Source organism: Wolbachia endosymbiont (group B) of Apotomis betuletana, assembly GCF_947250475.1.
Taxonomy (GTDB): Bacteria; Pseudomonadota; Alphaproteobacteria; order Rickettsiales; family Anaplasmataceae; genus Wolbachia.
Map to the genome: position 1 here is coordinate 300,151 of NZ_OX366320.1, position 14,720 is coordinate 314,870.

The window sequence follows — 14,720 nt, forward strand, 5'->3', positions numbered from 1 at the left end:
GTGTCAACTTGTTTTTGCCACTATGATATAGTATACTTCACTTTTAAGTTTTCCTATTAATACATGAATCATCTACTACTAAAATCCATGGCAAATGCTGTCCGCTTTTTATCAATTGATGCAGTACAAAAAGCAAATTCTGGACATCCAGGTATGCCACTTGGCATGGCAGATGTTGCCACTGTATTATTTGCTAAATATCTAAACCATAACCCTGATGATTCTCAATGGATCAGTAGAGATCGTTTCGTCCTATCAAATGGTCACGGTTCAATGTTGCAATACTCTATATTATATCTGACAGGCTACATTAGTATAGATGAACTAAAAAACTTCAGGCAACTTACATCAAAAACTCCAGGTCACCCAGAATTTGGCTTAACTTCTGGTATAGAAGCAACAACAGGCCCGCTTGGTCAGGGATTTGCCACTGCTGTTGGCATGGCACTTGCTGAATCGATTCTTGAAAAGCAGTTTGAAATCAGTCACTACACTTATGTAATGCTAGGAGATGGTTGTCTTATGGAAGGTATAAGCCATGAAGCAGCGTCCCTTGCTGGGCATCTTAAATTAAATAAGCTGATAGCACTTTTTGACGACAATGACATCTCTATAGACGGCTCTACTAGCCTCTCTTGCTCTGATGATGTAGAAAAGCGTTTTTCAGCGTATGGATGGAATGTTGACAAAATCGATGGGCATGACTTTGATGCTATATCCCTTGCAATAGAGCAGGCGCAAAAGTCTGATAAACCTACACTAATCTGTTGCAAAACTATTATCGGAAAATTTTCGAGCCGTGCTGGCACATCTTCTGCTCATAGTGGTGCCTTTACAGAGGAAGATGTAAAACAGATGAGAGAAAAATTAAATTGGGACTATGAACCATTTCATGTACCAGAAGATGTGAGAAACGCTTGGATAGAAACAGTTAAGAGGGCAAAGCAAAACTATACATCCTTGATCAATAAAGAACTACAAAGAAGACTTGAGAAACGTTTGCCGAATAATATCGAGAGTGATTTGGCTGATCTGAAGAAACAAATATGTAAGCTAATGCCAAACGAAGCTACTCGATCTTCTTTCGGCAGAGTAATGGAACTATTAACTAAGTCTATGCCAGAACTAATTGGTGGCTCTGCTGATCTTACCGGTTCAAATTGTACTAAATATAAGCACATGCAGGCAATAGATAGTAATAATTATAGTGGCTCTTATGTACACTATGGAGTGAGAGAGCACGCTATGGCAGCTTGTATGAATGGTATGGCTCTTCATGGTGGGATTATTCCTTATGGTGGAACTTTTTTAGTGTTTTCCGACTACTGCCGCCCTGCTATACGTCTTTCAGCCTTGATGAAACAGCAGGTTATATATGTAATGACTCATGACTCAATTGGAGTAGGAGAAGATGGTCCAACTCACCAGCCAATAGAGCATTTAGCTTCTCTGAGAGCTATACCAAATCTGTATGTTTTTAGGCCAGCAGATGCAATTGAAACTTTGGAGTGCATTAGCATTGCACTTGAAAAAAAAGAGTCACCTGCACTATTTGCGCTTTCAAGGCAAAATATTAATTACATGCACTCTTATACTGACCAATTGGCCAACCTATCAAAATTTGGTGCATATATACTATGCGAATATTCAGGGAAGCTAGAAGTGACGATATTTGCTACCGGATCTGAAGTTGAAATTGCAGTTGAGGCAAGAGAAAAATTACAGGAAAAAGGTGTAGGTACAAGGGTCATTTCTATGCCGTCTTGGAGGCTTTTTGACGAGCAAAGTGATGAATATAAAGGGGTAATATTAAATAATGATAGTATTAAAGTTGCAATTGAAGCTGGAAGTGAAGTGGGTTGGCATAAATATATAGGTTCAAACGGTATATTTATTGGCATGAAAAATTTTGGAGAATCAGCACCTTATGAAGCTCTTTATAAGCATTTTAATATTAGCGCTGATTATGTAGTAAAATGTGTTTGTGAAAACGCTTTTTATCATTCCACTGCCCATAAAATTACTTAATGAACTCAGCCAGTGCCGTTATTATGATATATATAACAATTTTACAAAAATAATATCATAGAATTCAAGAATTGCTACGTGCTAAAAAAAGCAAAATGCTGTTTATAAGAATAAATGGCAAACACTCAACCAATTTCTATTTGTAAATCAGGTGAAGTCAAACCTATAAAAAATTTGGGAGTGTTCATACGCGTCAAGAAAGGTGGTTTTTTTAAAAATATCTTAAATTTTTGATCAAAAACTACCTCACTCTACACTTCCGCCATTTTCTTCAATTTAAGCTACAGCACCAGCAAGGACTTTTTAACTTGCCAAACAGGTACAGATTTAAAAGCCTAAAAACTATCTAAACAACTACAAGATTAGTAGTTTGATCAATTTCAACATTACTAAGTGTTGTATTTGCCTTATACAAACAGTAACATCCTGCTGCAAGAAAAATTAATGCGGCTACAGCGAGTGAAAGACACATTGCTAAATGAAACATTGTCAAACTTGCACCAACAGCAGATGCTCCAGATAATACAAAAGAAATAGAGGCGTAACTACCTTGCCTTTTACTATTGTTGCTTGCTCCTAAGAATTTTTCATATTTACTATTTAGCTCTTTATTTTTACCTTCAAATTGTTTTTGTAGATCTTTAACACGATTCTCTAATGTGCTTTCATGTTTCTTGAGTTCGGTTGTTACCATACTCTCTAATTCACTCTTTAGTTGAGTATATTTTTCAGTGATAGTCTTTAGATTATTATTCTTTAATTGAGTGTGTTCTTCAGCACATTGAGTTACTTTAATTAAGTCTTTCCTTACAGAATCTAGGCCCTGTTCTAAGTTACTGCTCATAGAGTCAAGTTCTTCAAATATTTCCTCACGTTCTTCCTGTAGCGCATTAATTTTAATTTGTATATCATTAAGTAATTTAGTCACTTTAGCCAACTGTTGAGTATCTACAACATTTGGACCACTATTTGCAGAGCTATGACTTTCTACATTATTTTCATTATCAACAGGACTATTGAGTGACTCTAGATCATTATTAACTTGCTCACTTTCAGGCCCTTGAGATTTCTTCTTCTTAATTGCCTTAATGAAGTGATTCTTGTTAATAGCGACTTTTCCTTCAGTTGTAGCATTATATATAATATCCCATGCTGTTTTATTTATTAAATATTCTAACTCAGCTCCCGAGAAACCATCAGTTTTATCTGCAAGTTTTCCAGTATCTACTGTAACTTCCAACCCTTCGGTATCTTTGAATTTTTTTATATATAAGTCCAATATATCCTTACGCTGGGTCTTATCTGGTAAAGGAATTTCAATATGATTATAGAGACGGCCTGGCCTAGTAAACGCTGTGTCTAAAACATCTCTACGATTAGTTGCAGCAATTACTGTTACACCTTCTAGTGGGTTGAAACCATCGAGCTCGGTTAAAAACTGATTCACAAGGCTGTCGCATGATTGAGCATGACTAGAACTACCACCGCTACCACGTTTTGTAGCAATACAATCAATTTCATCTATAAAAATTATACAAGGAGCATTTGCTCTTGCCTTTTTAAAAATTTCTCTTACGTACTTTTCACCTTCACCAATATACGATTTCAGAAATTCAGATGCAGAAACACTAATAAACTTTGCATTAGCTTGACATGCAATTGCACGAGCAATTTTGGTTTTACCATTTCCGGGTGGACCATAAAAAAGATAGCCTTTTTCTGGTTTGTAACCTGTCTTTTTAAGTAATTCTTTATTTCTTTCTGGAATAGTACCAAGAATCTTGTTTAGCTCCTTTTTAACGCTTTCTGGAATTATAATATCATCAAGTGTTGTTTTATTTTCCGATTTAGCTGGATCAAAAATTTCTATTGAAGAGTTACTTTGTGTGAATTTATTTATCAAACTATCCATTGTTCTAAAATTTTCTATACCTTTAACATTAACTTTTTTAAGACCAGCTAAAGCTTTTTCTCCTTTATCACCAATGTTGTTCAAAGCTACATCAAGTGAAGTAAGGTTTGTAAGATTACCATTAGCTAAAGCTTCTGCTCCTTCATCACCAATACTGTTCCAACTTAAATTAAGTTGAGTAAGGTTTGCAAGATTACCATTAGCTAAAGCTTTTGCTCCTTCATCACCAATACTGTTCGAACTTAAATTAAGTTGAGTAAGGTTTGCAAGATTACCATTAGCTAAAGCTTCTGCTCCTTCATCATCAATATAACAGTGTTTTAAACTAAGCTTTGTAATATTAGGATTGCTCTGTAAAAATCTTACTAATTCACTTATGTTTATTGTTTTCGAGTGCAAATCAAGAAAGTCGTCTCGAACAAATTGACTAAAATCCATTTCGTTTCTCCATTAAATATATAGATATTTTAGCCTATATTTTAATAATTGTCAAATTTTTAATAAATCTAATGAAAAATTATAGAAAATGCTTAGCATCACAAAAAATTTACTTTATTTTTAAGTAGAAAAATAGTACGTACCTTTGTGAAAACGAGTTGCATGATAAGAAAGCTGGTGAAATGTTTCGAGTAACTTTTTCGTTTCTATGATCCACTTGGCGGCAAGAATAAAGTTTTAATCGTTCCATGGTTTCTGTATAATTTTCAAAACTTAATTGGTATATATGAAGGTAATAATAGGTAGCGCTAGTAAACGATTAGGAGATTCAATAGCAAGTGGGCTAAATGCTCAGCTATTCCCCAATCAGGTGTCAAGATTTGCCGATGGTGAGGTAAATGTAGAAGTAGCAAATGATCTACGTAATCAAGAGGTATATATAGTACAATCTCTTTCTTCCCCTGTAAATGATAACCTTATGGAGCTTCTGCTTACAATTGATGCAGCAAAGAGATCTGGAGCCAAGAGAATAACAGCTATTATTCCTTATTACGGATACAGTAGGCAGGATAGGGTTATTAAAAACAATAATATGCAATCTGCTTTAAGTGCTAAATTAACTGCAAATCTTATTCAAACAGCTGGTGCAAACAGTGTTGCTGCTATTGATTTGCATTCAAGTCAAATTGAAGGTTTTTTTGATATACCAGTTACTAATCTAAGCTGTTTTGAAGTATTTGTTAACTCTATATACAAGGAAAACTTGGCAATAGTTGCGCCTGATGTTGGAGCAATTGGCAGAGCTCGTACTTTTGCAAAGATTTTAGAGGAAAAACACAAGTTGGATAATGATATTGTTGTAGTAGATAAATATAGAGAAAAAGCAGGTACATCTGAGGTAATGAATGTAATCGGAGAAGTTGCAAACAAAAATTGCGTCATTGTTGATGATATAGTTGACTCTGGCGGAACATTATGTAATGCAGCTCTTGCTTTAAAAAACCGAGGAGCAAAGTCTGTAGTTTCGTGCATTACACATGGAATACTTTCAGGAAATGCAGTTGAGAAAATCTCTTCCTCTTCTCTGGATAAATTAGTAATTACGGACACCGTATTTCACAAATTTGAAAAAAATGATAAGATAGAGGTTGTTTCAATTGTAAATATTTTAATTTGCTTTATGCAAGGAGGTAAAAGTGCCAGCTAGATCAACAGAAGATGTTATCACTTCGTTAATAGAATTTGCAAATAAGAGAAAAATAACAATTACTAAGGAAGAAATGCTTAAAACTGCACAGCTTGTGAGGATTAAGTTATCCGATGATGAGATTCAATACTACTCAAAAGAACTGACAATGCTGGATTGGATACATGATACTTTGTTGAAAGTTAATACTGAAGGTGTTTCTCCTATGCGTTATGGAACTATAGATAAGGATGTCCATGTACGCGATGATATTATAAATTCTCAAAACATTAAAGAAGAAATATTATCCAATACAAAATCGGAGCATGGGTATTTCGTAGTACCGAAGGTTATAAACGATTAAGATAAAGCAAGATTTATACCGATTTTATAGATCTACTTTCAAAAATAAGACCAATCTGGTAAAGAAGCATTCGTTGGAGTAAAAACCATTTTTTGATTTTTCTTTACTAAATCTACTAAATATAATTTAGAGTTGCTTGGTGATTCTGCGTTAGTAAAGATAATTTCTCTGCCATTTGGTAGCCATGCCGGAGATTCAATTTTATGTCCCTCTGAAAGCAAGCGCTCTTCTTTGCCATCTGGCTTCATAACTCCTATGTAAAATTTTCCTGACTGAATTTTTGTAAAAGCTATCAGATCTCCTTTTGGCGACCAAACAGGTGTAGCATATCTTCCATTTCCAAAACTAATTCTCTTGGGTTTTTTGCTTTTTTTAGTGAAATCTATGATATATAGTTGCTGACTTCCACTTATATCAGAACTAAAAACCATGTACTTTTGATCTGGAGACAAAGAGGGAGAAGTACTTATAGCTGAACCTTTAGTAATTTTTTTTGTTCGTTTACTACTTAAGTCTAGAGATAATATATTTGTTTCACCACTCAATGAGTGGGAAATAAAAAGAGATTTACCATCAGGAGAAAATCTTGGTGCAGAAATAACTCCTTCAAATGCGCTGATTATTGATTCAGTGTTATCTTTTAAATTTTTTAATATTATATAACTTTTACCATTTGTGTATGAGATATAAACAATACCCTTTCCATTTGGTGAAAATCTTGGTGTTGACACAAATTTCTCACCATTTGTTAAGTACTTTATATTACTTCCATCTTGATTCATCACAGCAATTTTACGGACGGATTTGTAATTGCTATCTTTTTCTTCAGCGATATATGTAATTTTTGTATTGAAATGCCCTTTCTCACCAATCAATCTATCATGTATCACATCTGAAACAAGATGACTAATTTTCCTCCAGTCTTTTGCTAGAAAAACAACCGACTGAGTAAGTAATTCTCTGTTTGTAAAGCTGTCAGATAAACGAAAAGATAGCTCTAAATTTCTGTTTGATACTTCACTTAAACTTACTGTGACTACAGTATCGCTTTTCCAAGACTCAACTTTCGTGTTACGTTTCACATTAAATAAGCCACAATTAGATAGATTTGTTTCAATTACTTTTGTGATGCTTTCACTTAGCTCACTTTCCACTTCTGTCTTGCATGCACATTTAGATACAACAAGATCAATATTACCAATATTGCTTTTTTTTATATCAACATATAAAACAGCTTTTGTGGAATAAGGAATAAATAACGAAATAAATAACACCAGTTGAACGAATAGCTTCATTAGATTTCTTGCATTACCTCCTGTCATCTCAGCAAATAGCTTACTTTTGAAGTTAAACTGCATGACAGTAGAGTAAATCAATTTCTGCAGTACTTGACACTGGAATCCAGAAATTTGACTGCAAGTAAGTGCACTGAGGTGGCAAGCATAAAAGTAGCTGTTTTATTCTAAAATAAACGTCTTTGACAAGGTTGCATGAAAAACTGGATTCCAGTGTCAGAGCACTGGGATGACACTCTACTGGTGGAGATTGCTCTAAAACTACAATGTTTGCCTGGGCGTTGAGATGGCACCCTTCTGGTAGATTCAAATCACAATGTTTGTATAGTTGTGTGATCTGACACTGATTTTTTTTTACGGATTCCAGTATTGCATGCTGAAATAACATCAAAGAATACATTGTTAACTTCTTACTCAAATAATGGTTAATAAAAAGAGGTATATTTCTATACCTGTTCTATTTGGACTTCAATTATAGGTCTTTTTAGTAAATATTCCTTTAAGATACTAAATATTGAACTTTCAATCTTATTTCTTATTTTTTTTATCGGTTGTGGACTAAATGCTGACTCAACCTTCTCTATGATCTTTTGCATAATGGCTGCATCTTCTTGCGCTTCGAAAACACCAGGTGCAAATACTTTTGGCTTAGCGAGCAATTTGTTTTTCTTATTCACAATTGCTGTTACTACAATAACCCCAGCATCTCTCATTCTCTCACGCATCTTTATAATGCTGCATTCTGGATGGCGTAGCAACGTACCATCAATACCAAAGTAGTCAACATCAATTGAACTAACTTTTTCTCCATTCTCCAAATTAACAATATCACCTGGTGCAATCATTATTGCTTTTTTCACACCGCACTCTTTAGCGAACTTTACATGTGCATCCGTATGAATATACTCACCATGAACTGGAATAGCTATCTTAGGTTTTATCAAAGAATACATTTCCCTTAGCTCTGCTTTTACTGGATGTCCGGAAGCATGAACATTCTCTGTTTTTTCAGTAATAACTTCCACTCCCATCTCAATAAAGGCATTGAGCATGTTATGTGCACGAGTTTCATTGCCAGGAATGATTTTTGATGAAAAGATCATGGTATCACCTTGCTGCATTTTAAATGCTTGATGACTCTTATTAGCAAGCCTTGAGGTTGCTGCCAGTGGCTCACCTTGACAACCTGTGCAAAGTAGCACCAGCTTTTCCCTTGGAAAATTTACTGCCTCCTTTGCTTCTAGAAACTCAGGAGAATCAGTTAAATAACCACTATCCTGAGCAACTTTCACTATTCTCCATAAAGATCTGCCAAGTAAAATCACTTTTCTATTTAGTGCTTGTGCAGCTTTAGCGATAGTCTCAATTCGCGCCACATTTGAGGCAAATAGCGATACAGCAATCAATTTTTTAGACCGCTTTATTATATTGTAAATATTATCATAAATTTCACTTTCTGATTCAGGGTCGTGTTTGCTCAGTATGTTTGTTGAATCACAAATTGCTGCAAGTAGATCACCTTTATCGCCAATTTCTTTTAAACGCTCTATATTAGAAATTAATCCAACAACAGGTTTTGGATCAAATTTCCAGTCCCCAGTATGAAGTGCACTACCTGCTTCAGTGCTAATTAATATTGAATTTGCTTCAGGAATTGAATGAGTTACATTTATAAACTCAACGGTAAAAGGACCCAAATTTATGCTGCCATTTATGTCCACCTCTTTCAAAGGCACTATACCTTCCAATCGAAATTCTTTCAATTTTTCTTTGAGAAAGTTAACCGTAAACTTTGTTGTATATATGGGACATTCTAACTCTTCCCACAGATGAGGCACTGCACCACAGTGATCTTCATGTGCATGTGTAATTATTATTCCAAGCAAATCTTTTTTTCTTTGAGCAATAAAATCTACATCAGCGATGAGCAGCTCAACACCTGGCATAGTTTCATCTGCAAAACCGATACCAAGGTCGATCATAATCCACTTGCCTTGATAATGATATAGGCTAACGTTCATCCCAATTCTTCCTACTCCTCCAAGAGGAAGAAATAAAAACTCATTTTTGTTTATGTTCATTAATTTTAAATTATTAAAATGCGAGGATAGCAAAACTTCGACCTTAAATAAAGGAATTTATCACTTTTGCATAACTTAAAAAAATCTTTTCACTAAAAGAGAAGGCTTTCAAATTGGTAAAAAGAATTAAGTGTATACAGCTACCTCTTTATATCATTTAGCAAATTTCTCATTTTTTTTTTACTTTTCCAAAGAATCCTTCAGATTTCTGCTCTACACTTTCATGTTCCTCTTCCTCAAGCGCTTTTAATAGCTCAATCTGCTTTTGGGTTAAATTCTTTGGATTTAAAGTCTCAACTATTACCTGTACGTATAAATCACCACGAGCATGTGAGTTCATATATGGCATACCCTTTTCCCTACAACGTAGTTTGGTACCAGTTTGAGTGCCTTCAGGGACCTTTACTTTTATTTTAGCTCCATCAATTGATTGAATATCGATTTCACCACCAAGTACTGCTAGTGTCATTCTTATAGGCACTTTACAGTGTAAATCTGCTCTATTGCGAGTGAAGATCTGATGAGTAGCTATTTTCACACATACGTATAAATCTCCGCTTTTTCCACCTCTTGCTCCAGCTTCTCCTTTACCACTGACCCTTACTTTAGCTCCTTCTTCTATGCCTTTTGGAATTGAAACGGAGATATTTACTTCATCTCTTTTACGTCCACTTCCACCGCATTTCTTACATTTATTTTGTATTATTTCTCCTTCCCCATAGCATGTAGTACACGTTCTTTCAATGGTAAAAAAGCCCTGTTGAGTTCTAATTCTACCGCTTCCCTGGCATGTGTTGCACTGAACTGGTTTGATTGCTCCTTCGCTACCTGTGCCTTGGCATGTATTACATTTTATATTTGTCACATAATGTATAGGTGCTTGTATTCCTTTAAATGCATCTTCCAAGGTAATTTTAAGGTCGTAGCGCAGATCTGCTCCAGATACTCCTGTTGTACTTCTTTTTGTTCTTGACCTACTTGTACTGCCGCCGAATCCTCCACCAAAAAAATCGTTAAATATATCGCTAAAATCCCCTCCAGCTTGGCTGAAATCAAATCCACCGGAAGCACCATCGTGACCATAACGATCATAACCTGCTCTTTTTTCAGAGTCAGATAGAACTTCATATGCAGCTGTTACTTCTTTAAATTTTTCCTCTGCTTCCTTATTACCAGGGTTTCTGTCAGGATGATATTTTAATGCTAGTTTTTTATATGCTTTTTTTATCTCGTCAGTACTAGCATTTCTGCTCACTTCTAGCAGATCATAGTAGTCTTTTTTGTTCATATATAATAGCTCAGTATTTTACCTTTAAAGATAGGTATTACATATATGAATTTCAAGTATGACCTCTATTTCCTATAAAATATGGTGCACCCTGAGCGACTTGAACGCCCGACCTTTTGATCCGTAGTCAAATGCTCTAATCCAACTGAGCTAAGGGTGCTTGCACAAAGCTGACTTTAACAGATTTTATAGCTTATTTCAATTGGTTTAGCTAAAAATAAAACTCTTATCATGTATGAAACCTGTAAGAAATTGTACTAGCTCTCTTAAAGGATAACTTAAGTTAACAGTTTCCAATTACTGTGATTTTAGAACCGCTATCCGAATAAGAGCTTTTCACATTATACTTCCAAGCTGCTAACAAATAGCGGAATGACGGTTATAGTTAAATCTAAACTATTTTGGCTATATCAGAAGACGGGTTATGCAGAAACCTTAAAATACTTCTTGCTTGCCAAGGAGAATAAATACATTCCTACAAACAAGCAGATACTCAATATCGATGCATAGGAAAACTTGAAAATTAAATCTTTAATATATATTGATAAGTATTTACCTGCAGAAATTTTGTATAGTAGTCCAACACAAATAATCGTACTATCAATGACCGATGCTATAATTAAAGTGATGAAATTTGCCATATGAAAATTCAATTTCGACTTTAATTCTTCAAAAACAACTATGCTTGAGAGAAGAGAGATTAAAATTGCAGTATATAGAACCAGTATCATAAAACTAAAATTTTGCAATTTAAAAAGACAGCATATCACTGTACACACTATTAAGCTGTAAGTAGCTTTGCTTCTACCATAAAACTCAACCATTGAGTTTACAACTAAAGTAGCTCCCACAAATAAGGCAGCACATATCATTAATTTATTTGAAGTGTTAAGTAAAGAAAGACTGATAAGCAAGAGTATTGATAAAATGGACATAATCACCTACCCAAATTTAATAATATGCATTTATTTTAATCAGACATTACACATAATGAAAAATTTGTCTAGCGTAATCAAAAGTTATTTAAACTAGTACCTAAGTCTTTCAAATCTATTCTTATAATATCCTTTATATTGAGAGCTTTCTCCTCTGTCACTTTTCCAATACATGAAAAAACTATACCTTTAAACAATTCTTCAAACTTCCGCTGATTTTGCGGGGCAATGGTTACTAATATTCTACTTTGCGATTCAGAAAACATTATTATCTTGTTTATTATGTCTGTATTTTGTGTTTTTCCTATTGGTACTAGTGAAAGATCAATTTCAGCACCAAGGTCTCCTGCAATTAGCGATTTTGCCAAAGCAATAATTAAGCCGCCTAAGTTTGGTGCAATTGCAGAGACAATTATGCCATCTTTTATTGCCTGGTTGTAACGTTCATACAACTTCCTAGCGCTCTTTGCATTAACTTTTGGCACGTTGTTATTATCTATTCCACTATATAACTGATATTCAGATCTACCAAGCTCATCGTAGGTTGTACCAAGCACATATATCAAGTCCCCTGGCATTTTCACATCAAGCGATACCGCATTTTCAATATTGTCTATAACTCCAATTGCTGAAATGAGTAGTGAAGGTGGTGCAGATATCATCACTTTCTCGCCATTTTCGTCATATCCCTTGAAGTCATTGAACATACTGTCTTTTCCGGATATGAATGGCGTTTTAAATGCAGTTGCAAAGTTGTAACAAGCCTCTGCAGATCTCTTTAGTTGCCACAATCTTTCTGGATTATAAGCATCGCACCAGCAAAAATTGTCGAGCAACGCTAGATGATTTATATTTCCTCCTGCAGCTACGTAGTTGCGTATTGCAGTGTCAATCGCACATGCTGCCATGTGATAAGTGTCAATTTCTCCATAACTTGAGCCAAATCCCTGCGATTTTACAACACCTTTGTTTGAAGAAAGGACTGGCCTCGAGACAACAGCTTCACTGCACACTCTTCCCTTGCCTTGCAGTGGTTTCAGTATTGACGATCCTTGAACCTCATGGTCATATTGCACCACTATAAACTCTTTGCTGCGTATGTTTGGTCTGCTTAGCATTTCTTTTAGTGCAAAGGTGTCATTCCAGTGCTTGACACTGGAATCTATCTCAAGCTCAACTCTGCCATCGCACGTATTTTTACATAAAGTTTTAGATTTATTTGCAGACAAAGCCTGCTGGATTCCAGTGTCAAGAACTGGGATAACAGGAGAGAATTCTGGAATGACAGCGTATGGGTTAGATTTTCCAGACCATGGCTTTGTCTGTAAATGCATTTTAGGATTACCATCATGCAGAAATTCAGTTTCGATGTCCATTATTACTGCCCCTGGGGGACATTTAACAACGGCTTTGCCACTTTTGTTGAATTCTCCAATTACACAGACCTCCACATCATGTGTTTTCATGATTTGCTTAAACGCAGGAAGATTTTCTTCTGGCACTGCTAAGGTCATTCTCTCTTGTGATTCTGATATCCATATTTCCCACGGAGCCATACCATCGTTTTTAAGGAGAACCTTGCTCAAATCAACTTCAAATCCGTCTTTTCCCATTTCACCAATGGACGATGATAGACCGCCTGCTCCATTATCCGTTATTGCATTATAAAGACCAAGATCTCTTGCTTTTACGACGGCGTTGGATAATTTTTTTTGTGTTATAGGATCACCAATTTGCACAATTGTTGAAGGGCTGTTTCCCGACAATGCCTCTGAAGAAAAAGTTGCACCGTGAATTCCGTCCCTTCCAACTCTTCCACCAATAATTACGATTTTATCACCGTTTTTGGGTTCTTTTATGTGTGAAGGTGCATTATTTATATTCCGTGGAATAATTCCGATGCTTCCAACAAAAACTAATGGCTTTCCACAGAATCTATCGTCAAAGTATACCGATCCAAGTTGCGTTGGAATACCGGAGCAATTACCAGCAACATTAACACCGTGAATCACTTCTTTCATTATATATTTTGGTGGTAAGATTTTATCAGTACGCTCTTTATCTCTATAAAGTTTGCCTTTTGATTCTTTGGCAAAGCAAAAGTAATAAGTATTCATGATAGGTTCTGCACCTTTGCCAAAACCGACTATATCTCGATTAACTCCAAGCACTCCAGTCATTGCTCCACCGAACGGATCGAGAGCTGAAGGACTATTGTGAGTTTCAACTTTATCTACAATCAAGTAATCGTCATCAAAAATTATTCCTCCTGCGTTGTCGGAGAAAACTGACACGCATATGTTAGAATTTATCTCACGCGTTGCACGCTTAATATAATGAGCATATAGACCATCTTTTATTTCATCAATAGGGGAGCAAAAAATATTGTGTTTACAATGTTCAGACCAAGTCTGTGCCAGAGACTCAAGTTCAATATCATATGGATTTCTACCGAGTTTTTTAAAGTAATCCTTTATAGCTTTCATTGCTGCCAGCGAGAGCCCTAAAGTGCCATTACCATCGATTCCATCTCTGCTGATTTTTTCAAGCTCTTGGTCACTTACATTGAGTTTGACAGATTTTGCTCCATTATTACCTGGTGTCATCCCAGTGCTTGACACTGGAATCCATTCTTTTTTTTCCTGGTCACGCGCTGTAATGACACCAGGTGGGGTATTTGGTTTACTGTAATACTTCCAATGGCAATTGCCGTTTTCTTTATAGACAAGTGTGCAATATTCAGTAATAGGATTGAATTCCTGTTTTATGTCATCTTCGGTTGGAAAACCTCCTTGACTTAGAATCAATTTTGAACTTCTTGCCTTGATAGAAACACTTTCATCAATGTGGCCTTTGCTCATTAGATATTCTCTAACAATTTGTTTTGCCGTGTTTCCTACGTTATCGGTCATGCCAGGTAAAAAGCTTATCTCCAAGCCCCACTTTGCTTGTGATTCTATGAAGTTATATTGAACTTTTTCAAGGTTTTCATTGTAGGAATAATAACGGCAGTCTTGTATGACTTTATTATAAAATAGCCCACAAATTTCTTCATGTAATTTTGATGGTAATTCTTTGCTTATGTAAATCAAGTAAACATTAACTACCCTTCTGCGGCCAACTTGTTCACATTTATTAAAAACTTCTATTCTGATGTTTGCCATGTAATATTGTGAAAGACTTTAATATATCA

At 35.4% G+C, this 14,720-nt stretch carries 9 protein-coding genes and 1 tRNA gene; 3 read left to right on the plus strand and 7 right to left on the minus strand.

Annotated elements, in window-relative coordinates; all coding sequences use genetic code 11:
- The first annotated feature begins 63 nt into the window (after nucleotides 1-63).
- Nucleotides 64-2,028: a transketolase gene (tkt, locus tag OOK82_RS01410; RefSeq protein ID WP_264686415.1), complete on the plus strand. Its 1,965-nt coding sequence runs from the start codon at nucleotides 64-66 to the stop codon at nucleotides 2,026-2,028.
- A gap of 346 nt (nucleotides 2,029-2,374) precedes the next feature.
- Here the strand turns inward: tkt and OOK82_RS01415 are convergent, their stop codons facing one another.
- Nucleotides 2,375-4,378 carry an AAA family ATPase gene (locus OOK82_RS01415; RefSeq protein ID WP_264704315.1) on the minus strand — a complete coding sequence of 668 codons (2,004 nt, stop codon included), beginning with the start codon at nucleotides 4,376-4,378 and terminating at the stop codon, nucleotides 2,375-2,377.
- Nucleotides 4,379-4,664: 286 nt separating this feature from the next.
- Between OOK82_RS01415 and OOK82_RS01420 the strand changes: the two genes are divergently transcribed.
- Nucleotides 4,665-5,585: a ribose-phosphate diphosphokinase gene (locus OOK82_RS01420; protein WP_264686413.1), complete on the plus strand. Its 921-nt coding sequence runs from the start codon at nucleotides 4,665-4,667 to the stop codon at nucleotides 5,583-5,585.
- Nucleotides 5,575-5,928 carry an Asp-tRNA(Asn)/Glu-tRNA(Gln) amidotransferase subunit GatC gene (gatC, locus tag OOK82_RS01425; RefSeq protein ID WP_010401704.1) on the plus strand — a complete coding sequence of 118 codons (354 nt, stop codon included), beginning with the start codon at nucleotides 5,575-5,577 and terminating at the stop codon, nucleotides 5,926-5,928. Before OOK82_RS01420 ends, gatC begins: the two co-directional genes overlap by 11 nt.
- A 38-nt stretch (nucleotides 5,929-5,966) precedes the next feature.
- On the opposite strand, the gene OOK82_RS01430 is transcribed toward gatC, so the two are convergent.
- From OOK82_RS01430 to OOK82_RS01455, 6 genes are all read right to left on the minus strand, one after another.
- Complete coding sequence (locus OOK82_RS01430; RefSeq protein ID WP_064085826.1) at nucleotides 5,967-7,223, minus strand: Tol-Pal system protein TolB; 1,257 nt, start codon at nucleotides 7,221-7,223, stop codon at nucleotides 5,967-5,969.
- Between the two features lie 446 nt (nucleotides 7,224-7,669).
- A complete protein-coding gene (locus tag OOK82_RS01435; protein WP_264704316.1) occupies nucleotides 7,670-9,304 on the minus strand; it encodes a ribonuclease J in 1,635 nt (544 codons plus the stop codon).
- Nucleotides 9,305-9,473: 169 nt separating this feature from the next.
- Nucleotides 9,474-10,592 (minus strand): molecular chaperone DnaJ, encoded by a 1,119-nt coding sequence (gene dnaJ / locus OOK82_RS01440; protein ID WP_012481762.1) that lies wholly within the window; start codon nucleotides 10,590-10,592, stop codon nucleotides 9,474-9,476.
- Between the two features lie 82 nt (nucleotides 10,593-10,674).
- Nucleotides 10,675-10,752: transfer RNA gene (locus OOK82_RS01445), tRNA-Arg, on the minus strand.
- A gap of 262 nt (nucleotides 10,753-11,014) precedes the next feature.
- Nucleotides 11,015-11,527, minus strand: a complete 513-nt coding sequence (locus OOK82_RS01450) for a hypothetical protein (RefSeq protein WP_264704317.1) — start codon at nucleotides 11,525-11,527, stop codon at nucleotides 11,015-11,017.
- Between the two features lie 77 nt (nucleotides 11,528-11,604).
- Nucleotides 11,605-14,691: a phosphoribosylformylglycinamidine synthase subunit PurL gene (locus OOK82_RS01455; RefSeq protein ID WP_264704318.1), complete on the minus strand. Its 3,087-nt coding sequence runs from the start codon at nucleotides 14,689-14,691 to the stop codon at nucleotides 11,605-11,607.
- Nucleotides 14,692-14,720 lie beyond the last annotated feature (29 nt).

Excerpts from the sequence above, each read along its gene's own strand:
- tkt (WP_264686415.1), top strand. The coding sequence starts at position 64 with ATGAATCATCTACTACTAAAATCCATGGCAAATGCTGTCCGCTTTTTA.
- OOK82_RS01415 (WP_264704315.1), bottom strand. The coding sequence starts at position 4,378 with ATGGATTTTAGTCAATTTGTTCGAGACGACTTTCTTGATTTGCACTCG.
- OOK82_RS01420 (WP_264686413.1), top strand. The coding sequence starts at position 4,665 with ATGAAGGTAATAATAGGTAGCGCTAGTAAACGATTAGGAGATTCAATA.
- OOK82_RS01430 (WP_064085826.1), bottom strand. The coding sequence starts at position 7,223 with ATGAAGCTATTCGTTCAACTGGTGTTATTTATTTCGTTATTTATTCCT.
- OOK82_RS01435 (WP_264704316.1), bottom strand. The coding sequence starts at position 9,304 with ATGAACATAAACAAAAATGAGTTTTTATTTCTTCCTCTTGGAGGAGTA.
- dnaJ (WP_012481762.1), bottom strand. The coding sequence starts at position 10,592 with ATGAACAAAAAAGACTACTATGATCTGCTAGAAGTGAGCAGAAATGCT.
- OOK82_RS01450 (WP_264704317.1), bottom strand. The coding sequence starts at position 11,527 with ATGTCCATTTTATCAATACTCTTGCTTATCAGTCTTTCTTTACTTAAC.
- OOK82_RS01455 (WP_264704318.1), bottom strand. The coding sequence starts at position 14,691 with ATGGCAAACATCAGAATAGAAGTTTTTAATAAATGTGAACAAGTTGGC.